The 20,562-nt window shown below is 70.0% G+C and carries 19 protein-coding genes; 15 read left to right on the top strand and 4 right to left on the bottom strand.

Going from position 1 to position 20,562, the window contains the following annotated elements; translation table 11 throughout:
- The first annotated feature begins 51 nt into the window (after positions 1-51).
- Positions 52-495, top strand: a complete 444-nt coding sequence (locus FL344_RS17600; RefSeq protein ID WP_228565139.1) for a Spy/CpxP family protein refolding chaperone — start codon at positions 52-54, stop codon at positions 493-495.
- Between the two features lie 93 nt (positions 496-588).
- Positions 589-1,386 (top strand): M14 family metallocarboxypeptidase, encoded by a 798-nt coding sequence (locus FL344_RS17595; protein ID WP_141619341.1) that lies wholly within the window; start codon positions 589-591, stop codon positions 1,384-1,386.
- A 27-nt stretch (positions 1,387-1,413) separates the two neighbouring features.
- Here the strand turns inward: FL344_RS17595 and FL344_RS17590 are convergent, their stop codons facing one another.
- Entirely contained in the window at positions 1,414-2,616 is a 1,203-nt protein-coding gene (locus FL344_RS17590) for a substrate-binding domain-containing protein (protein WP_141591443.1), read from the bottom strand.
- A 169-nt stretch (positions 2,617-2,785) separates the two neighbouring features.
- Between FL344_RS17590 and FL344_RS17585 the strand changes: the two genes are divergently transcribed.
- Entirely contained in the window at positions 2,786-3,628 is an 843-nt protein-coding gene (locus tag FL344_RS17585) for a hypothetical protein (protein ID WP_194863142.1), read from the top strand.
- Positions 3,629-3,695: 67 nt separating this feature from the next.
- On the opposite strand, the gene FL344_RS17580 is transcribed toward FL344_RS17585, so the two are convergent.
- The 3 genes from FL344_RS17580 to eis all read right to left on the bottom strand — a co-directional run bounded on the left by FL344_RS17580 (position 3,696) and on the right by eis (position 6,820).
- The gene (locus FL344_RS17580; RefSeq protein WP_141619339.1) at positions 3,696-4,556 is read right to left on the bottom strand and encodes a WGR domain-containing protein; all 861 of its coding nucleotides are present in this window, start codon (positions 4,554-4,556) and stop codon (positions 3,696-3,698) included.
- Between the two features lie 3 nt (positions 4,557-4,559).
- Positions 4,560-5,555 carry an NAD-dependent epimerase/dehydratase family protein gene (locus tag FL344_RS17575; protein ID WP_141619338.1) on the bottom strand — a complete coding sequence of 332 codons (996 nt, stop codon included), beginning with the start codon at positions 5,553-5,555 and terminating at the stop codon, positions 4,560-4,562.
- A gap of 77 nt (positions 5,556-5,632) precedes the next feature.
- The gene (gene eis / locus FL344_RS17570) at positions 5,633-6,820 is read right to left on the bottom strand and encodes an enhanced intracellular survival protein Eis (protein ID WP_228565144.1); all 1,188 of its coding nucleotides are present in this window, start codon (positions 6,818-6,820) and stop codon (positions 5,633-5,635) included.
- Positions 6,821-7,054: 234 nt separating this feature from the next.
- On the opposite strand from eis, the gene FL344_RS17565 reads away from it, so the two are divergent.
- The 12 genes from FL344_RS17565 to FL344_RS17515 form a co-directional block, all read left to right on the top strand.
- The gene (locus tag FL344_RS17565; protein WP_090490395.1) at positions 7,055-7,249 is read left to right on the top strand and encodes a hypothetical protein; all 195 of its coding nucleotides are present in this window, start codon (positions 7,055-7,057) and stop codon (positions 7,247-7,249) included.
- Positions 7,246-9,807, top strand: a complete 2,562-nt coding sequence (locus tag FL344_RS39915; RefSeq protein WP_305021756.1) for a histidine kinase dimerization/phospho-acceptor domain-containing protein — start codon at positions 7,246-7,248, stop codon at positions 9,805-9,807. Before FL344_RS17565 ends, FL344_RS39915 begins: the two co-directional genes overlap by 4 nt.
- On the top strand, positions 9,804-10,217 hold the full coding sequence (locus FL344_RS39145; RefSeq protein WP_228565138.1) for a PAS domain-containing sensor histidine kinase: 414 nt from the start codon (positions 9,804-9,806) through the stop codon (positions 10,215-10,217). The genes FL344_RS39915 and FL344_RS39145 overlap by 4 nt, the downstream gene beginning before the upstream one ends.
- Positions 10,214-11,596 (top strand): sigma-54 dependent transcriptional regulator, encoded by a 1,383-nt coding sequence (locus FL344_RS17555; RefSeq protein ID WP_141619336.1) that lies wholly within the window; start codon positions 10,214-10,216, stop codon positions 11,594-11,596. Before FL344_RS39145 ends, FL344_RS17555 begins: the two co-directional genes overlap by 4 nt.
- A 136-nt stretch (positions 11,597-11,732) precedes the next feature.
- Positions 11,733-12,560 (top strand): hypothetical protein, encoded by an 828-nt coding sequence (locus tag FL344_RS17550; protein ID WP_141619335.1) that lies wholly within the window; start codon positions 11,733-11,735, stop codon positions 12,558-12,560.
- A gap of 187 nt (positions 12,561-12,747) precedes the next feature.
- A complete protein-coding gene (locus FL344_RS17545) occupies positions 12,748-13,821 on the top strand; it encodes a hypothetical protein (protein ID WP_228565137.1) in 1,074 nt (357 codons plus the stop codon).
- A 28-nt stretch (positions 13,822-13,849) separates the two neighbouring features.
- A complete protein-coding gene (acs, locus tag FL344_RS17540; RefSeq protein ID WP_141619333.1) occupies positions 13,850-15,814 on the top strand; it encodes an acetate--CoA ligase in 1,965 nt (654 codons plus the stop codon).
- A gap of 16 nt (positions 15,815-15,830) precedes the next feature.
- Positions 15,831-16,115, top strand: a complete 285-nt coding sequence (locus FL344_RS17535) for a DUF485 domain-containing protein (protein WP_140856764.1) — start codon at positions 15,831-15,833, stop codon at positions 16,113-16,115.
- 7 nt (positions 16,116-16,122) lie between these two features.
- Positions 16,123-17,757, top strand: a complete 1,635-nt coding sequence (locus FL344_RS17530) for a sodium/solute symporter (protein ID WP_141619332.1) — start codon at positions 16,123-16,125, stop codon at positions 17,755-17,757.
- 43 nt (positions 17,758-17,800) lie between these two features.
- Complete coding sequence (locus tag FL344_RS17525) at positions 17,801-18,628, top strand: ion transporter (RefSeq protein ID WP_141591466.1); 828 nt, start codon at positions 17,801-17,803, stop codon at positions 18,626-18,628.
- Positions 18,629-18,780: 152 nt separating this feature from the next.
- Positions 18,781-19,494 (top strand): MBL fold metallo-hydrolase, encoded by a 714-nt coding sequence (locus FL344_RS17520; protein WP_141619331.1) that lies wholly within the window; start codon positions 18,781-18,783, stop codon positions 19,492-19,494.
- A 343-nt stretch (positions 19,495-19,837) separates the two neighbouring features.
- Positions 19,838-20,562 (top strand): class I SAM-dependent DNA methyltransferase (locus tag FL344_RS17515; RefSeq protein ID WP_194863141.1); only part of this gene is annotated, 725 nt, incomplete at its 3' end.

Genomic DNA, 20,562 nt, shown 5'->3' with positions numbered 1-20,562 from the left:
AGGGGTGGCGACTTCACGTGGAGCCGTCCGCGCTCCACCCAGGAGAAGGCCATGATGAAGAGGTTCGCCGTCGTCGGTTCCGCGATGCTCGCCGTCGCGCTGCTCAGCGGCTTCGCGCTGCGGGGAGGCCCCCGGTGGGGCAAGGACCCAGAGCGCGTGAAGCAGTTGGTGACGTGGAAGCTCGACGACAAGCTGGACACGCTGGACGCCACGGAGTCCCAGCGTCAGTCCATCCACGCCGTGAAGGACCGATTGTTCTCCGACGGGGTGCAGCTGATGCAGGAGCACCGCGCGGTGCGCGAAGAGGCCTTCCAACAACTCGCGTCGGACACGCCGGACCGGCAGAAGCTCCACGACCTGGTGGACGCGCGCATCGAGGCCATGCGCGCCTTCGCTCACCAGGCGACAGACGCCGCCCTGGAGGTCCACGGCACGCTGACGCCGCAGCAGCGCAAGGCGCTGGCCGAACAGTACCGCGAGCACGTAGGCCCGTAGTCCGCGCGCACGCCACCGTGGCGTCAGGACAGGTGGGGTGTGCGCTTGCGGGAAAGGGTGGGCGGGGCGGCGGAGCACGGCTAGTTTAGGTGCGTGAATTACACCGACTACGCAAAGCGGATCCGCGCCCACGCCCAGGTCGCGGACATCTCCGAATACGGCCGCGTGACGGAGGGGGACCAGGACTACCCTCTCTTCCGGCTCGTCGTCCCGGGAGAGCGTTGGCTGGTCATCACCTCCGGTTTCCACGGAGAGGAACCCGCCGGCCCCCTCACCCTGGCCGAGCACTTCCCAGCGGTGGCGGCGTACGCGGTGGAGCGCGGCGTGGGGCTGCGCGTCTACCCCTGCATCAACCCGTCCGGCTTCGAGGCGGGTACCCGGTACAACCGCAGCGGCGAGAAGCCCAACAACGACTTCCTCCGCTACGAAGTCGCCCCCGGGGAGTGGGTAGGCGAATTGAACGTCGCGCGCCCCTTCCTCCGCTGGGCGCTGTATGACGGAGGCCCCAAGGAGACGCGCGCGATACGCAGCGAGCTGGCGCGCTATGCCGCTCCGGCCGCCGCGCTCGACATCCACCAGGACGACTACCTGGGCGGGGCGTCGACGTATGCGTACACCTTCGGAGACAAGGCCGCCTACCGCCCGCTGGTGGAAGCCAGCGCGAAGCACGTCGCGGTGGTGCGCAGCCAGAAGGTGGACGACCACAGCTTCACCGACGCGGACGGCCTCATCGAGTACCACGACGGCAGCGTCACCGACTGGTACACGCGCCAGGGCGTGCCCTACACGGCCGCGCTGGAGACGACGACGCCGACACCGCGTGACGCCTGCGACGCCGTGAATCTCATCTGGATTCGCGGCTTCATCGACCTGGTGGCGCGCGGCGGCTGATGGCGGAGCACCGGGCGAAGCGACGGGCTACGGCGACCGCGCATTGCCCACCCGCCGCGTCCACAGCGTGAGGAGGTTGCGGACCACCGCGCCATCAGGGACTGCCGCGCCGTCCGGCACGTCCACCTGGAGGCCCCGCGCGGCCAGCGGGGGAAAGAGGCTGGCCTCTCCGGGGGGCGTCAGCGGCACGGAGGCATCCGCGGGGCGGAAGCCGAAGGCCAGCGCGCGCTGCTGCACCGGCCGGCTGTGCAGATAGCGCAGCCACTCCAGCGCGGCCTCACGCTGGCGAGGCAGCACCCAGTCCCCGTCCAGCACCGCCGCGGGATGGTCGCTCCAGGACGTGAGCGTCGGGTACAGGACCTTCAGCGCCCCCCAGTTCCCCGGCGGTTGGGAGAGCTGGGCGATGGCCAGGTTCTCGTACACCACGGCGATGTCGTAGCGGGACGGGCCGAAGCGGACCATGTCCGCCATCAGCGCGCCCGTGGACTGCTCGAAGCGGCCCGTGCCCCGCTCCAACTGGCTCAGCCATGTCTGGAACCGCGGCTCCAGCAGGTCAGCCACCGTCAATCCGCTCTGCTTGCCGTAGAACTCCAGCGACGCCAGCAGCAGCGCCTGGAGCCCGGAGTTGGAGCGCGTGGGGTCCGTGTGGCCCAGCTTCACGAAGCCCCACTCCGGCTGGCCGCCCACCGCCGGCCAGCCCTGGTCACTGGACACCGCGTCGTGGATGACCTTCCAGGACACCGCGCCCCCGCCGCTGGCGCGCAGGAGCACCTCCGCCCGGTCCTCCCACGCCACGAAGACGAGCGGCGTCTTCACCAACGGCCGCGGCGCCGCTTCGCCCTCCGAGGCGAACAGCGGCTCGCGCGTGGCGTCCGTGGCCCAGTCCGACTCCAGCATCCGCAGCACCGCGCTGTCGGCGGGGCTCCACACGGTGGGCCGCTCACGGCCTTCGAGGATGGCCCGCGCGGCCTCCAGCGAGCCCTGGCCCACCAGGTTCACCCGGATGAGCGGATGCGCCTTCTGGAAGTCCGCCGCGGCCTCCTCCACCCACGCCTTCTTCTCCGTGCTGTAGAGGAACGTGATTTCCGTCCGCACCGCGCGGGTGGAGACGGGCGCCTGCGCCGCGGGACGCGCCTCTTCCGTTCGCTCCGCGGCGCGCCGCGAAGACAGGTAGAGGGCCCCACCCAACGCAGTGAGCACCCCGATGATGATGAGGACCGCGGGCTTCATGGACCGGCTCGCACTTCTGGGAACGGGTGCTCTGCGCCTGAGCATCCTTGTAGGCAACCTCCGCGACGCCGTACAGAGGCGGCACGCCCGCCTGGGCCCCGGGCCTGAAACCCGAAGTGTCCGCTTCTGCACGTTTGTTTGAACACAAATTACATGCCAGAATGGGCGGATGACGCCAAACATTCGGCAGCTCGTGCTTGCGGGCCTGGGCACGGCGCTGAGCGCGTGCGCGACCAAGCCCGCTCCTCCGGTGGAGCATTATTCGCTCGGCATGTCCCGAGCGGAGTACCGGGACTACAAGAAGGCGAAAGCGGACCCCTGTGCGTCCTCGGAACCGCGGTGGCTGGCGGACGAGCTGACGACGGTGAATGGAACCATGGCCCGCTTCCTCCGGGAGACGGAGAACCTCTCCAAGCTGGACGCGCCGGACCACGCTCGCCAACTGGCGATGATGCGGGAGGCCACCGGCTCACTTCCGCCCCTCATGGAGGTGCACCGCTACACGCTCAACCGCCTGAAGGAGTGCGGCTTCCGCAACACCGGGGCCTTCCCGGAGATTGCCCGTCGTGGCCAGGAGCTGCTGACGGAGGTGGATGCCCGGCTGGAAGAAGGGCCCAAGGTGCTGGCTGCCGTGGCACTGAAGGATGCCCGCCGGCAGTGGCGCGAGGAGATGCCCGAGCGGGAGGAGGCCGCCCGCCGCACCTGGTGCCCGCCCAACCCCCAGGTGGGGCAGACGGACCTGTTCTACGCGCGGCAGGAGGTGGACGGCCGCAAGCTGTGGCGCTTCTGCGACGGACACCTGGTGGAGCAGCGCGCCGAAGGTGAGCCCGTGCTCGTGCAGCCCGACAACCTGTCGTGGCGCATGCGCCGGCGCATCAAGCCCCAGTCCTACCTGGATGCCGCGCGCGCCTATCCGACGGCGGAGATGGACCGACAGCCCGACAGCGTCCCGTCCTCGGGCCAGGGCGCCGCCAAGAAGTCGACCGCGCCCAGCGACGGCGGCCCGGGCTAGCCCACCGCCTCTCGCGGAGCGCGTGGGGCACTCCCACGCGCTCCTGAAAGCCAACGACGCCGGCGCCTCACGCCTCCAGGCGGGCCAACCGGCTGGCCAGGTGCGCGTCCTTCGAGGCATCGATGGACTGGGCCCAGGTGGCCAGCGAGCCGCCGCTGGAGGACAGTTGTTCCTCCACGTGCGGCCGCAGGCGCGTCCACCGCTTGCTCCACCCCTCCTCGGAAGGCGCGCCCGCCTGACCGGGACGCTCCGCCAGCAGCATGCCCATGCGCAGCGCCAGCTCGGGCTGCCCCAGCGCCGACGCCTGCCGGGCCACGGTCGTCGCGGCGGGGACGGCGTCCGGCGCGGCGAGCCACACCTCGGCCGCGCGGGTGAAGGCAGCCACGTCCAGTTCGCCCAGCAACGCGAGCGCGTGCCGCAGCGGGAGCCGGCCATCCTTCTTCGGAGCGACGACGCGCTCCATCAACGCGGTGAAGGTGCCCGCCAGCTCCGAGTGGGCCGCGGGGTCCACGCCGCCCAGGGCCCGCAGCGCGCGCTTCGCACGCCGGGCCCGCGACGTCACCTCCCAGCTCCGCCACCCCAGCCGGGCCCGGAGCGCGGCCAGCGCCTCGGCGGCGGCCTTCAGCGACTCGGGCGTGGGCGTGGCCGCGGGCACGCGGCGGGGAAGCTCCGCCTTCTTCGGCGCGGGCGGTGGCGCGGGCGCGGCCTCCGCGGCGCCGCCCTCCGTCACCTCGAGGTAGCCCTCGCGCAGCTTCTCAGCGACCTTCTTCTCGTATTCCTTCCGGGCGCCGGCTTCGTCCGCGAAAGCCTTCTCCCGCCGCTGACCGGCGGTGCCGATGCGGCCGAAGGTGACGATGAAGGTGTTGCCCTTGAGCTCCGGCTCCCAGAACTTGGAGCTGGAGCCTTCCACGAACTCGAACCTTCGCATGCCTCAGAGCATACGCGACGCCGTGCTCTGATGCTCCGCCTTCATCTCCCGGAGCCCTTCTTCACGGGAGCGGCGGCCCTCGTACCCCAGCTCCCGGCGGGCCTTGTCGTCTCGCACCGTCACCTCTCGCCCCATCAGCAACACCTCGGTGCGGGTGAGCGGAGGCCGGCCTCCCAGGCCGAAGGTGCCCCACAGCAAGTCCCCCACCGTGGCCACCGTCGCGGCCACGCCATATGGCAGGGTGCGCTCGCCCGCGTCCACGCCCTGCGTCGCGAGCATGGCGGTGATGAAGCCCCGGAACTCCACGGGTTCCCCGTCGGTGAGGAAATAGGCCTCGCCGCCGCGGCCCTTCTCCGCCGCCAGCAGCATGCCCTCCACGCAGTTGGCCACGTGGCAGGTGGACGTCAGGTAACGGCCGCCGCCGAACCACCGGAAGCGCCCGGTCCGCACCGCCTCCTGGAACTGCGGCAGCAGCGACGTGTCACCGGCGCCCCAGATGAAGCGGGGACGCACCGCCACGGTGACGAAGTCCGGCGCATTCACGCTGAGCACCCGGCGCTCCGCCTCGCTCTTGGTGGAGGGGTAGTCGCCAATGGGGCGCTCAGGCAGGGGCATCGTCTCATCCACCCGCTCCAGGGGCGAGCCATCCGCCAGCACCGCCTCCGTGCTGACGTGGACCAGCCGCTTGACGCCCGCGGCGCGTGCCGCCTCCAGCACCCGCTCCGTGCCGCGCACGTTCGTCTCATAGAACTCGCTGCGCGCGCCCCAGCTCTTCACCACCGCGGCGCAATGGAAGACGGTGTCACAGCCCTGCATGCCGGCCTTCAGCTTCTCCACGTCCGACAGGTCGCCCTCGAAGGCCTCTGCGCCGGCCTCCGTCACCGAGGCCAGTGCCGCGGCCGAGCGCGCCAGGGCCCGAGCGGGCGTCCCGCGCACCTTCAGCGCGGTGAGGAGGTGCCTGCCCACGAAGCCTGAACCACCGGTGACGAATGCCCGCATTGCCTGCACGCTCCTGTGAAGGACTGCTTGCGCTCCTAGCACTCCCGCGCCGGGCCCGATAGAGCGCCCGGCCCGGGTCAGAACATGTCGCGCAAGGAGGGCGGCGCCCCGGCGAAGAGACTGCCCGCCGCGCGCACCGAGGCATCATCACCCTCCAGCGCGCCCATGGCCCGCAGCGACGCCGCGGACAGGTGGCCGGTGTAGAGCGGCGCCAGGTACCGCACGTGCAGCCGCAGGCCGCCGTCGCCGCCACGGCGCACGCGCGCCTGACCGTCCGAGACCTCCAGCACGAAGCGGCCCTGGTTCTCCGGGAAGAGGTCGTCCTCGACGTCCAGATGGAGGGTGCCGGAGAGTCCCTCCGGCCAGCCGCGCGCCTCCAACGCGGAGGCCACGTCCAGCACCCGCACCATCCAGTGCGTGGCCTGCTTCACCGCGTACGTCTGCTCGCGAAGCAGCAGGAGCAGCGGGTCGTCCACGCCGCCGTACCAGAAGACATCCGTGGCCAGGGAACGGTGGTCCCCCAGGAAGCTCAGAATCCTCCGCGCCGCCGCGGGCGTATGGGCCACGACGTCGGTGAGGAACAGCTCCTGATTGAAGTCCTTGAGCTGCCGGCGGATGACGTAGAGGTAGCCCTCCACACCGGCGCTGCCCTCCACCAGGTAGCCATGTGCCACCTCGCCGCGCATGTTGCGGACGCGGCCCCATGAGAAGTCCCCGCGGTCCAGCCAGCCCGGCCGGTGACGCGCGTGGCGCTGGTAGCTCAGGACGATGGCCTGCGTGTCCTTCTCCTCGATGGCCCGGAGCGACAACGTCCGCTCACTGAAGTCCAGCGATGGGACCTGGATGCGAATCTCCTGCCGCGTGCCCGCGTGCTCGTACCCCACGCGCCGGTAGAGCGGCTGCGTCGCGGGATAGAGCACCGACAGCGGAGCGCCCGTCGCGCGAGCCTCGCGCAGCAGGTGCTGCATCAATCGCGTGGCGGTGCCGCGTCCCCGGTGGACGGGAGATACGCCCACGCCGCCCACGCCGATGACGGGCACGCTGCGCCCGCCGTACCACTGCCCCATGCGGATGAACACGAGCGTGGCCGCCACCTCGCCGCCCTCGCGCAACAACCGCAGGTCCGGCCGCGACACCCGCTGCACCCAGGCGGCGATATCGGCGGGTGACAGGGCATACGACTGCATCATGATGTCCGCGACGGCGGCCATCTCACGTTCGTCTCGCGGCGGTCCGAAGCCGCCAGGCTGCGTCTCCACGCACATCTCCGTTCCCCGATGGCGCACGCAGGCGCCGCTCGGCCGCCCGCATTCTCAGGACGGCCCGGCCTGCCTGTCGAGCCACAATCCACGACCAGGCAGGCCCGTGCGCCCACGTCCGGACAGCAGGTGCGCCGTGAGGATGCGCCTCCCGTGCCCGGCGAACAGGCCCACCGCGTCCACACGACGCGTGTGGTGGCTTCGTCACCCGAAGGCGACACGGCTGGTATCCTCGCCGTCATGAAGCGCCCTACCGAGCCCGACGCCCCCGTGATGCCGTCGCTGCTCGTCTTCGCCGTCGCGGTGCTCCTCTTCGGCTCTCCCCTGCGCCGACTGTGGCTGGCGGAGGGCGCGCCGGGGTACCTGCCCTTCGCGGTGTGGCTGGGCGTCATCCTCCTGGGCGGCTGGGCGGCGCACCGGAGTCGTGCCCCATGACGCTCGAGCTCGGCTCGCTCGTCGCCGCGTCCGTCGCCTACCTGCTGGTGCTCTTCCTGGTGGCCTACGCGGCGGAGCGAGGCGCCATCCCCGCGCGCATCACCCAGCATCCGCTCGTCTACGCGCTGGCCCTGGGTGTGTACGCCACGTCGTGGTCCTACTTCGGCAGCGTGGGCTACGCGGCCCGGCATGGCTTCCGCTACCTGGGCATCTACCTGGGCGTCACCCTGGCCTGCCTGCTGATTCCCGTGCTGTGGCGCCCGCTGCTGCGCCTGTCCCGCGAGTTGCAGCTCACGTCGCTAGCGGACGTGCTGGCCTTTCGCTACCCGGGGCAATCCACCGGCACGGCGGTGACGCTGTTCCTGCTGGCGGGCAGCCTCCCCTATCTGGCGCTCCAGGTGCGGGCCGTCGTCGAGTCCGCGCGCGTGCTCAGTCCCTCCGCGTCTCCCACGCTGGTGGGCCTGGGCTTCTGCGCGGTCCTCACCGTCTTCTCCGTCCTCTTCGGCGCACGGCACCTCACCCCGCGCGAGCGGCACGAAGGCCTGATGCTGGCCATCGCCTTCGAGTCCGCGGTGAAGCTCGTCGCACTGGTGGCCGTGGGCGTCTGGGCGGTCTCCAACGTGTTCGGCGGCGTGGACGGGCTGCTGGCCTGGGTCGACGCGCATCCAGAGGCCATCGACGCACTTCAGCGCCCGGCGCGAGATGCCTCCTGGTCACCGCTGCTGGTGCTCTCTTGCGCGGCCGCGTTCCTCACGCCGCGCAGCTACCACGTGGCCTTCACCGAGGCCCCGGAGCGTGAGGGACTGGCCACCGCCACCTGGGCCTTCCCGCTGCTGTTGCTGGTGATGAACCTGGTCGTCCCCGTGGTGCTCTGGAGCGGCGAGGCGCTGGGACTGCCCTGGCCCGCGGACTTCCACGTGCTGGCGGTGCCCGCGTCACGCGGCGCCACGTGGCTGGCGCTGGGGGCCTTCCTGGGCGGTGTCTCCGCGGCCAGCGCCATGGTCATCGTCACCACGCTGGCCCTGGCGCCCATGTGCCTCACGCACCTGGTGCTGCCCCTGGGCTACGCACGCGGGCAGCCGAATCTCTACGGCTGGTTGCTGTGGGCGCGCCGGCTGCTCATCGGCATCATCATCCTGGCCGGCTACGGCTTCCACTGGCTGCTGAACATTCGCGGCACGGGCCTGGTGGACCTGGGGCTGGTGTCCTTCGTCGCGGTGGCGCAGTTCATCCCGGGCGTGCTGGGGCTGCTGTTCTGGAAGCGTGCCACGCGCGCCGGGCTGCTGACGGGCCTGGTGGCGGGCGCCAGCCTGTGGTTCCTGACGCTGGTGGTGCCCCTATGGGCGTCGCCGGGCGTCGTCGCGTGGACGCACCGCATGGCGGCGCTGCTCGGGTTCTCCGACAGTGAGCCCTGGGGCTTCGCCACCTTCGCCTCGCTCACGCTCAACGGGCTGGCCTTCATCGGCGTGTCGCTGGCGACGCGCCAGTCCGCCGAGGAAGCAGAGGCCGCGCGGGCCTGCACACGCGAGGAGGCCGCGCCCGCCGCGGGTGGCGTGGTGGCGGGCTCGCCCGACGAGTTCCGCCGCAAGCTGGCCCCGCTGCTGGGTGAGGAGGCCGCGACGGCGGAGGTGGACCGGGCGCTGAAGTCTCTGTCGCTGCCGCAGGACGAGCGCCGGCCCTCCGAACTGCGCCGCCTGCGCGACGGCGTGGAGCGTAACCTGTCGGGCCTGCTGGGCCCCGTGCTCGCACGCATGACGGTGGAGGAGGCGCTGCGGCTGGAGCCCGGCGCGCGCACGGCCCTGGCCGAACAACTCCGCTTCGTCGAGGAGCGCCTCCGCGACGCGAGGGGACTGCAAGGCCCGGTGCCGGCGCTGGAGGCCGTGCGCCGCTACCTGCGCCGCATCCTGGAGGACCTCCCGGTGGGCGTCTGCGCGGTGGGGCCGGATGGTGAGGTCGTCATCTGGAACGCGACGCTCGAGCAGCTCTCCGGCGTGCCGGTGGACACCGTGCGCGGCCATCCCCTGGAGGCCCTGCCCGCCCCCTGGGGCCCGCTGCTGTCCGGTTTCGCCAGCGGTGTGGACGGAGACACGGAGACGCGTGTCACCGTAGCGGGCGTCGAGCGCATCCTCCGGCTGCACCGCTCGCGGCTCTCTCCCGCGGAGCAGGGCACGGGCACGTCCGAGGGCATGGCCCTCCTGGTGGAGGACTTCACGGCGCGAAAGGCCGTGGACGCGCGCATGGCGCATCAGGACCGGCTGGCCTCGCTGGGGCGCGTGGCCGCGGGCGTGGCCCATGAGATTGGCAACCCGCTGACGGCCATCGCCAGCCTGACGCAGAACCTCAAGTACGAGCTGGAGGACCCGGCGGCGGTGCAGGAGCGCGCGGGGCTCATCCTCCAGCAGTGCCGGCGCATCGACGCCATCGTCCGGACGCTGGTGGGCTTCAGCCACGAAGGCACGGTGGGCGGACAGGCGCGGCCCTTCACGCGCGTCGCCGTGGCGCCCCTGCTGAGCGAAGCCGTGCAACTGGCGCGGCTGGCGCGCAGCAGCATGGGGTGAGCTTCGAGCATCGCTGTCCAGAGGGCCTGGAGGTGCAAGGCGACGCCCAGCGGCTGGAGCAGGTGCTCGTCAACCTGCTGACCAACGCGATGGACGCCTCACCCGAGCACGGCGTGGTGGAGCTGGAAGCGGACATCGACGGTGGCGCGGTGCGCCTGCGCGTCATGGACCGGGGACACGGGATTCCCACCGAGCTGGCGCAGCGCGTGTTCGAGCCCTTCTTCACCACGAAGGGCCCCGGCGAGGGAACGGGCCTGGGCCTGGCGCTCGCGGCGGGCATCGTCCGAGAGCACGGCGGAACGATGCAGGTGGACAAGCGGCAGGGGGGAGGGACTAGCGTCGTGGTGAGCCTTCCGGAGCCACGCCGGATGGAAGCCAGCGTGAACCCCGAGCGGGAGGCCCCGGCATGAGCCGCATCCTGGTCATCGAAGACGAGCCCATCATCCGCACGGAGCTGCGCCGGCTGCTCGTGCGCGCGGGGCACGACGTGTCCGAAGCGGGCTCCGTGCACGAGGCATCGAGCGACTACCCGCTGGACTCGTTCGACCTGGTGCTGTCGGACCTGCGCCTGCCGGGCGCCCCGGGGACGGACATCATCTCCATGTGTCCAGGCGTACCGGTGCTCATCATGACCAGCTACGCCACCGTGAAGTCGGCGGTGGACGCGATGAAGCTGGGCGCGGTGGACTACATCGCCAAGCCCTTCGACCACGACGAGCTGCTGATGCAGGTGGAGCGGGTGCTGCGCGAAGGCCTGCTGACGCGGCAGAACGCGGCGCTCAAGCGCGAGGTGGAGCAGGCCCACCCCGTCAGCGGCATGGTGGGCAACAGCGCCGCGATGCGCGAGGTCTTCGAGCGCGTCCGCAAGGTGGCGCCCTCCCCCGCCACCGTGCTGGTGCTGGGCGAGTCCGGCACGGGCAAGGAGCTGGTGGCGCGGGCCCTCCACGCCCAGAGCCCCCGGGCGGACGGGCCGCTGGTGGCGGTGAACTGCGCGGCCATTCCCGAAGGACTGCTGGAGAGCGAGCTCTTCGGCCACGAGAAGGGTGCCTTCACCGGCGCGCAGGCCGCGCACCCGGGGCTCGTGGAGGCGGCGCACGGCGGCACGCTCTTCCTGGACGAGATTGGCGAGCTGCCCGCCCCCGCGCAGGCGCGCCTGTTGCGCATGCTCCAGGACGGCGAAGTGCGGCGAGTAGGCGCGACGCGGCCCCGCAAGGTGGACGTGCGCATCGTCGCGGCGACCCACCGGGACCTGCCCCGCCGGGTGCAGGAGGGGTCCTTCCGCCAGGACCTCTACTTCCGCCTGCGCGTGGTGGAGATCCGCCTGCCGCCGCTGCGGGAGCGCACGGAGGACGTGCCCGCGCTGGCCAGGCACCTGCTGGAGAAGGCGAGCCGCAAGCTCGGCCGCCCCACGGCGAGCCTGTCTCCCGAGGCCCTGGAAGCGCTCACCTCCCATCCCTGGCCGGGCAACGTGCGCGAGCTGGAGAACGCCCTGGAGCGCGCCGTCATCCTCGCGGATGGCCCGGTGGTGACAACGGGACTCCTGGCGCTGGAGCTGCCCGACACGGCGGACAGCTTCGGAGCGTCCACCGAATCCGCCGACACGAGCCCTGCCGCCGCCGAGGAAGCCAGCGGCGCCTCGCCGGACTCCATGGAGGAGTACTTCCGCCGCTTCGTCATGGAGCACCAGGAGCACATGGGCGAGACGGAGCTGGCGAAGCGCCTGGGCATCAGCCGCAAGGCTTTGTGGGAGAAGCGCCAGAAGCTGGGCATCCCTCGCACGCGCGCCTGAGGCACGGCGCCTGCGCGCCTGTCCACTGCCCTCCAGTGCTGGAAGCCCGTCCGCCAGAGGCGCCGCCCCGGCACGGCGGAACGCCTGCCGCGCCCCATCGCTAGGATTTCCGCCAACACACCGTTGGGGGGAGCTCATGGCAGACAGCGTGCCTGTGATTGGCAGTGGGGCTGGCAATCGCGCGGGGGACGTCGTTGGCGTCATTCCTCGCGCGGAGTACGGGCGGATGGTGGTGCTCACCACGGTCATGCCCATGGCCGTCATCGCCACGACGTGGTTCCTGCCGCCGGGATGGAACCTGCTCGGAACGGCCGCCATGCTCACCGGCTTCCTGCTGGTGTTGGGCAAGGCCATCGCGGGCGTGCCGCTGGCGCTGCTCATCAGTGAGCGCAACCTGATGAGCCTCTCCCGATTCCAGGCGCTCGTGTGGACCGTGGTGGTGATGGCGGGCTACCTGACGATGACGCTCTCCCGCGTGAAGTCTGGCGCGCCCAACGCCGTGGGGGTCGACATCCCCCAGGAGCTCTGGATTGCCATGGGCATCTCCACCACGTCCCTGCTGGGCACACCGCTGGTGCTGGGCGGCAAGCGTGCGCGCAGCCCGGACGAGAAGCTGGTGCAGAACACCTCCGTCCAGCTCGCGGAGGCCCCCGCGGACATCGACGCGCACCGCCAGGGCGTGCTCTACGCCAACGCGAACATGACGGACGCGCGCATGGCGGACATGTTCCAGGGAGACGAGGTGGGCAACACCGCGCACATCGACCTGGCCAAGGTGCAGATGTTCTATTTCACGCTCATCGCAGCGGTGGGCTACTTCATGGACGTGGCCATGTCGGTGGCGCGCGGGACGACCCACGCGATGCCCGCCCTGTCGCAAGGCATGCTCGCCCTGCTGGCCATCAGCCATGGTGGATACCTGCTAGGAAAGACAAGCGACCACTCGAACTCCAAGCAGACCTGACGCCGCGCGCGAAGCGTTACGACGCAGCGCATGAAGCGTTACCGCGGTAACGCGAACGTCACCTTCGGTAACGTCCTGACGCGCCGAGCCAACCTGCAACGTCTTGAATCTCCGAGCGCGGCGTGTTGGCAGACACGTTGCTCAGTGCTGGGGCATGCGCACTGCCCCCGCACGCATGCTGTCGTTCATGGCCGCGCTCGCGGTCCTGCTGTCAGCCACGCCGTCGAGCGCATTCAAGATTCCCATCAGCGAGGAGTCCTACCTCAACGTCGCCATCCTCCTGCAGCCGCAGCTCCAGATTGTCGACAAAGGCGCGCCGTCCGGCGGCCCCAGCTCCGACATGTTCCTGCGGCGCACGCGCCTGCTCGTCTTCGGCCACGTCACCCAGAAGCTGTCGTTTTTCGCCGAGACGGACCAGCCCAACTTCGGCAAGAACGGCGACTGGAACGTCGCCTTCTTCGTCCAGGACGCGTTCATCTCCTATGAGGTGGCGGAGAAAGTCTGGATTGACGTGGGCATGCTGCTGCCGCCGCTGACGCGCCATGTCCTCCAGGGCGCCGTCGCGTTGCAGGCAGTGGACTACCACTCCAGCCTGGTCCGCTGGGCACCTGGCGTGGGCAAGGTGTGGCGGGACATCGGCGTGCAGGTCCGCGGCTTCGCCGGCCCCTTGGGGTTCCGGGCCGCCATCTTCAATGGCGTCAACGGCAAGACGACCCCGGAGGGCACCGTGCTCAACCCGGACGATTTGCCTCGCGTCACGGCGATGGCGCGCTGGAACTTCTTCACGCGCGAGGAGGACCTCTTCTTCCAAGGCATCTACTTCGCCTCCGAGCCGCGCTTGTCGGTGGGCATCGGCGCCGACTACCAGCCCCAGGCGGTGGCCACGGAATCCGGTCTCCATGACGCGTTGGGCACGGCCGCGGACGTGTTCCTCGACGTGCCCCTGGCGAACGACCAGGAGTTCGTCGTCAACGCCACCCTCTTCCACTACCGCCAGGGCTTGGACAACCCGCAGAGCGGCACAGGGTTCTACGCGGAGACGGGCTGGCGCTTCGGCAAGTTCCAGCCGCTCATCTCCGGCGAGTACTTCAACGCGCGCGTGGCAGGTCAGGACCTGCTCGCGCTCAAGCCCGGCTTCAACATCTGGTTCCAGAAGCACACGCTCAACCTCCGGACAGAAGTCGCCGTCGCGTGGACGGGCGACATCTCCCAGGCACGTGCCGCCGTGACGGGCACGAGCCAATTGCAGCTCTTCTACTAACCCTCCTCCACTCCCAAGGAAGCCAACGATGGCCCAGACGCAGGACGCGCTCATTCCCACGAAGGACGCCTTCAGCCGCAAAGCCCACGTGAAGAGCCTGGAGGACTACCAGCGCCTCTACCAGCGCAGCATCCAGCAGCCCGAGGCCTTCTGGAGCGAGATGGCCGAACAGCTCACCTGGTTCCACAAGCCAGACGCCATCATGGACCTGAACGCGGAGCAGGTGGACTTCTCCTGGTTCGGCGGCGGCAAGCTCAACGCGGCCTACAACTGCATCGACCGGCACGCCACGGAGCGCCCTGGCAAGGTCGCCATCCTCTGGGCGAAGAACGAGCCGGGCGAGTACGAGTCCATCACCTACCGCGACCTCCAGCACCACGTGGGCCGCGTGGCCAACGTGCTGAAGGCGCACGGCGTGCGCAAGGGCGACCGCGTCTGCATCTACCTGCCCATGGTGCCGGAGCTGGCCTACACCATGCTCGCGTGCGCGCGCATCGGCGCGGTGCACTCCGTGGTGTTCGCCGGCTTCTCATCGGAGGCCCTGCGCGAGCGGATTCTCGACTCCGGCGCCAAGGTGCTCATCACCGCCAACGAAGGGCCGCGCGGCCCGAAGTTCGTGCCCACCAAGGCCATCGCGGACGAGGCCGTGGAGGGCCTGTCCCTGGTGGAGTCCATCCTCGTGGTGCGCCGCACGGGCAAGGAAGTGCCCATGCTCGCCGGCCGCGACTACTGGCTGGACGCGGAGATGGCGAAGCACCGCGGCGTCTGTCCCGCGGAGTGGATGGACTCCGAGGATCCACTCTTCATCCTCTACACCTCCGGCTCCACGGGGAAGCCCAAGGGCGTGCTGCACACCACCGGCGGCTATCTCGTCTACGCGGCCACCACGTTCCGCTACGTCTTCGACATCCAGCCGGAGGACGTCTATTTCTGCGCGGCGGACCTGGGCTGGGTCACCGGCCACAGCTACATCCTCTACGGGCCGCTGATGAACGGCACCACCACGGTGATGTTCGAGTCCACGCCCACCTATCCGGACGCGGGGCGGCTGTGGCGCGTGGTGGACGACCTCAAGGCCACCATCCTCTACACCGCGCCCACCGCGCTGCGCTCGCTCATCAAGGAGGGTGACGCGTGGGTGAAGAAGTCCTCGCGCCAGTCGCTGCGCCTCCTGGGCAGCGTGGGCGAGCCCATCAACCCGGAGGTGTGGCGCTGGTACCACGACGTCGTGGGCGAAGGCCGCTGCCCCGTGGTGGACACGTGGTGGCAGACGGAGACGGGCGGCATCCTGATTGCCCCGCTGCCGGGGGCCACGCCCACCAAGCCGGGCTCCGCCACCCTGCCCTTCTTCGGCGTGGAGCCGGTGCTGGTGGACGACGAGGGCCGCGTCATCGAAGGCAACGGCGTCAGCGGCAACCTGTGTCTGGCGCGCTCGTGGCCAGGACAGGCCCGCACGCTGTATGGCCACCACCAGCGCTTCAAGGAGACGTACTACGCGCGCTTCCCCAACCTGTACTTCACCGGTGACGGGTGCCGCCGCGACGAGGACGGGTACTACTGGATTACCGGCCGCGTGGATGACGTGCTCAACGTCTCCGGGCACCGCCTGGGCACCGCCGAGGTGGAGAGCGCGCTGGTGGCCCATGAGGCCGTCGCCGAGGCCGCGGTGGTGGGCTTCCCGCACGACCTCAAGGGCACGGGCGTGTGCGCGTTCGTCACGGTGAAGCCGGACTGGCAGGAGTCCGCCTCCGAGCAGATGGTGGGCGCGCTCAAGGAGCAGGTTCGGCATGTCATTGGCCCCATCGCCACGCCGGACCGGGTGGTGCTGGTCAACGGCCTGCCGAAGACGCGCTCCGGGAAGATTCTGCGCCGCATGCTCCGCAAGATTGCCTCGGGCGAGGTGGAGAACCTGGGTGACGCCAGCACCCTGGCGGACCCGTCGGTGCTCGACGAACTGCTCGCGAAGGCCACACCCCCACAGGCGAAGCGCTGACCGGAGGAGGCATCCCATGTCCACGAATCCGAATGAGGAAGCGCTGGAAGCACTCGCGGCGGCGCGCTGGCGCGTGGCCGGCGTGCTCACCGTGACGACGCTGGTGGCGTACCTGGGCTTCATCCTGCTGGTGGCGTTCAACAAGCCGCTCATGGGGCAGCAGCTCGTCCCCGGCCTGTCCATTGGCATCCTGCTGGGCGCGCTGGTCATCGTCGCGGCCTGGGCGCTGACGGGCATCTACATGCTGTGGGCGAACGGGAAGTACGACCGCGCCCTGCACCAACTCCGCGGTGGGAAGTGAGGCAGGCATGAACCCCGCAGAAACGACGACGCAGCTCGGCCAGCCGAACGCGACGGCCATCCTGTTCTTCCTCCTCTTCGTCGGCATCACCCTGGCGATTACGTACTGGGCGGCGCGCAAGACGAAGACGACCTCGGAGTTCTTCGCCGCGGGCGGCGGCGTGAGCGCGGCGCAGAACGGCTTCGCGCTCGCCGGCGACTACATGAGCGCCGCCAGCTTCCTGGGCATCGCGGGCCTGGTGGCCACGTCCGGCTTCGACGGGCTCATCTACTCCGTGGGCTGGCTGGTGGGCTGGCCGGTCGTGACGTTCCTCATCGCCGAGCCCCTGCGCAACCTGGGCAAGTACACCTTCGCGGACGTGGTGGCCTACCGGCTGAAGCAGACGCCGGTGCGCCTGTCCGCGGCGGTGGGCACGCTCACCGTGGTCAGCTTCTACCTGATTGCGCAGATGGTAGGCGCCGGCAACCTCATCCACCTGCTGTTCGGCCTGTCCTACGAGGCGGCGGTCGTCATCGTGGGCGCGGTGATGATTCTCTACGTCCTCTTCGGCGGGATGATTGCCACCACGTGGGTGCAGATCGTCAAGGCGGTGCTGCTGCTGGCGGGCGCCACGGGGCTCGCGGGCATGGTGCTGTCCAAGTTTGGCTTCAGCCCGCTGCGCCTCTTCAACGAGGCCGCCACCCAATACGGCGCGGAGGTGCTGGCACCTGGGAAGCTGGTGAACAACCCGCTGGAGGCCATCTCCCTGGGCGTGGCGCTGATGTTCGGCACCGCGGGCCTGCCGCACATCCTGATGCGCTTCTACACAGTGCCGGACGCGAAGGCGGCGCGCAGCAGCGTCTTCTACGCCACGGGGCTCATCGGCTACTTCTACCTGGTGACGTTCATCCTGGGCTTCGGCGCGTCCGTGCTGGTGGGCCGTCAGGCGATTACCGGCGTGGACAAGGGCGGCAACATGGCGGCGCCCATGCTCGCCGAAGTCGTGGGTGGCACGGGCTTCCTGGGCTTCATCTCCGCCGTCGCCTTCGCCACGATTCTGGCGGTGGTGGCCGGCCTGACGCTGTCCGGCGCGGCGGCGCTGTCCCACGACCTGTGGTCCAGCGTGGTGCGCAAGGGCCAGGCCCCCGAGGCGGAGCAGCTCAAGGTGGCCCGGCTGGCCAGCCTCTTCCTGGGCGTCCTGGCCATCATCCTGGGCGTGGCCTTCAAGGGGCAGAACGTGGCCTTCATGGTGGGACTGGCCTTCGCCATCGCGGCGAGCGCCAACTTCCCGGCGCTGCTCCTGTCCATGGCCTGGAAGAAGTTCACCACGAATGGCGCGGTGGCCAGCATGCTGACGGGCGCCATCAGCTCGGTGCTCTTCATCTTCCTGTCCCCCACGGTGCAGGTGGACCTCCTGGGCAACACGTCCGCACTGTTCCCCCTGCGCAACCCGGGCGTCATCACCATTCCCCTGGCCTTCATCGTGGGCGCGGCGGTGTCGCTGCTCTTCCCCGAGCACGAGTCCGCCGCCCGCTTCGCCGAAGTGAAGCACCGGATGCACGTGGGGGTGCCCCAGCCGGTCCCCGCGGTGGCCGCCGTGGCATCGAAGCCCGCGGATGGGCCGCCCCGCCCCGCCGCCACGGGCAGCGAGGCCAAGGCCTGAGGACGGGCGTTCCCCTGGGGCTCGGGTCGCCTACACTGGGCCCGTGTCCAACGCCTCAGAGCAGGGCCCCACCGAGGGCCTCCGCGGTCGGCTGCACGAAATCATCTTCGAGGCGGAGACGCCCGCGGGCAGGGCATTCGACGTCGGCCTCCTGTGGGCCATCCTCTTCAGCATCATCGCGGTGATGCTGGAGAGCGTCGCCTCCGTGCGGGCCCAGTACGGGAGCGTGCTGCTCGGCGTCGAGTGGTTCTTCACGGGCCTGTTCACCCTGGAGTACCTGCTCCGGCTCTTCTCCGTCAGCAAGCCGCTGCGTTACGCCCGCAGCTTCTTCGGGCTGGTGGACCTGCTGGCGCTCCTGCCCACCTTCCTGAGCGTGATTCTCCCCGGGGCGCAATCCCTGCTGGTGATTCGGGTGCTGCGGCTGCTGCGCGTCTTCCGCGTGCTCAAGCTGACGCACCTGCTCGGACAGGCGGAGGTGCTGCTCACCGCGCTGCGCGCCAGCCGCCCGAAAATCACCGTCTTCCTGGGCACGGTGCTGACCATCGTCGTCATCATGGGCGCGCTGATGTACGTGGTGGAGGGCCGGGAGAATGGCTTCGACAGCATCCCCCGCGCCATGTACTGGGCCATCGTCACCGTGACGACGGTGGGCTTTGGCGACATCACGCCCAAGACAGTGCCGGGGCAGTTCATCGCCTCCATTCTGATGGTGATGGGCTACGGCATCATCGCGGTGCCCACGGGCATCGTCTCCGTGGAGCTGGCCGCCGCCACGCGGCACGCGGTGGACAACCGGGCGTGCCCCGCCTGTGGCCAGCAGGGGCATGACCTGGATGCGCATTTCTGCAAGCACTGCGGTCACGGGCTCTAGGTCGCGGGCGCTCGCATCGCCCCCGTACCGGCGGCCGGGCGCTTCCTGGACCGAACGGAGGCGGAACGAGCGTCCGCTTCCGGCCGATGCGCCTCACAGGGTGAAACTTATCGACGGAGCCCTGGCTCTCGATGCCCTCCCTGGAGGCAACCATGCTCTTCCGCCAGCTCTTCGACACGACGTCGTCGACGTACACCTATCTGCTTGGGGACGAGGAGCGAGGAACGGCACTCCTCATCGACCCCGTCGCGGAGAAGCTCGACCGGGACCTCACGCTGCTGCGGGAGCTGGGCCTCTCCCTCACCCATGTGCTCGACACGCACGTGCACGCGGACCATGTCACTGCGTCCGGCCTGCTCCGGGCTCGCACGGGCGCCAAGGTGGTGGGCGGCCCCGCCGGGGCACCGTGCGCGGACATCCACGTAAAGCATGGCGACACGCTGCGCGCCGGGACCTTCACGCTCCAGGTGCTCGCGACGCCGGGCCACACGGATGACAGCGTGAGCTACCTGTTGGGAGACCGTGTCTTCACCGGGGATGCCCTGCTCATCCGTGGCAATGGCAGGACAGACTTCCAGAATGGGAACGCCGGCACCTTGTATGACTCCATCACCCGGGTGCTGTTCGCGCTTCCCGATGAGACGCTCGTGTACCCGGCCCATGACTACAAAGGGCTGACGGTGACGACCATCGGCGAGGAGAAGCGACACAACCCGCGCGTGGCCGGCCGGAGCCGCGATGGCTTCATCCAGCTCATGAACAACCTGGGCCTGCCAAAGCCCAAGCTCATCGACGTGGCGGTTCCCGCCAACCGCGCTTGTGGACTGATGGCACCGGTCAGCGCGCAAGACAGCCTCACACATTGAGGTACAGGGGGGACGGCACCGGCTCAAGGCTTGCTGTTCGGAAATGTCGGGACATTTGTGGCGGAAAACCCCCGACATTTCCGAACAGCAAGCTGCCCATCCGGCCCGGAGCCCACGCAAACACGCCATGACATCGACTCGCGAGCCGCCGGGAATCCTGGCGCACCCGCCACGTTCCTGAGCCAACCTGTCACAACCCAGCAGCGAGCCCCACCCAGACATCACACCCTCCTGCGACTCCAGGGCAGGTCTGTTGATGCCAAGCGCACAACTCGATGAAACATCCGTCAGAAAGCAGGCCCCCGACGTTCACTCCGCACCACGCTGGGTAGGATGCGGTTCCATGCCTCGCACCGCGCATAGGCCGCTGGAAGTGGATGAGGAGAAGCTCGTCCTTCAATTCCCCAGCCTGGACCGCAAGGCCGTGGGTGCTTTCTTCACGCCGGCACCGCTGGCGGAACGCACCCTCGCGCTCGCGCTCCAGCACGTGGGCGGAGGCCCCCTCACAGTCGTGGACCCCTCGTGCGGCGCGGGTGCCTTCCTCACCGCCGCTTCGCGGCTGCGGCCCGGCGTCCGCCTCTGCGGCCTCGAGCTGGACCCCGAGGTCGCCCGCCTCTGCCAGGCCCGCGTGCCCGAGGCCACCGTGCGCGCGGGAGACGCGCTGCGAGACGGACTGGAGCCCCTGCTCGCCACCACTCCGCCGGACCACCAGGAGCTGTGGGTGGGCAACCCGCCCTATAACGGCACCTCCTCCGTGCTGAAGGACCCGCGCACCTATGCGCGGCTGCGCGCCCTGCTCCCCCTAGCGCTGATGCCTGGCACCAGCCTGCGAGACGACTTCGCCTTCTTCCTCCTGGTGGCCGCGCACCGGCTGGCCACCCGTCCCGGCGCGCTCGCCTTCATCATCCCCGCGAGCTTCCTCGACGCCTTCATGTACGCGCCGCTGCGCCAGTCGCTACTGGAGACACTCTCCCTGCGCGAGGTGGTGGACCTGGGCCCCGGCGCCTTCGCGGGCACCCAGGTGCGGACCTGCATCACCGTGTGGAGCTCCCTCCCGGGCCCCCACCC

The organism is Myxococcus sp. AB036A (genome assembly GCF_006547355.1).
Lineage (GTDB): Bacteria > Myxococcota > Myxococcia > Myxococcales > Myxococcaceae > Myxococcus > Myxococcus virescens.
Note: the sequence above shows the minus strand (reverse complement) of the source record. Positions and strands in the feature narration are given on the sequence as shown.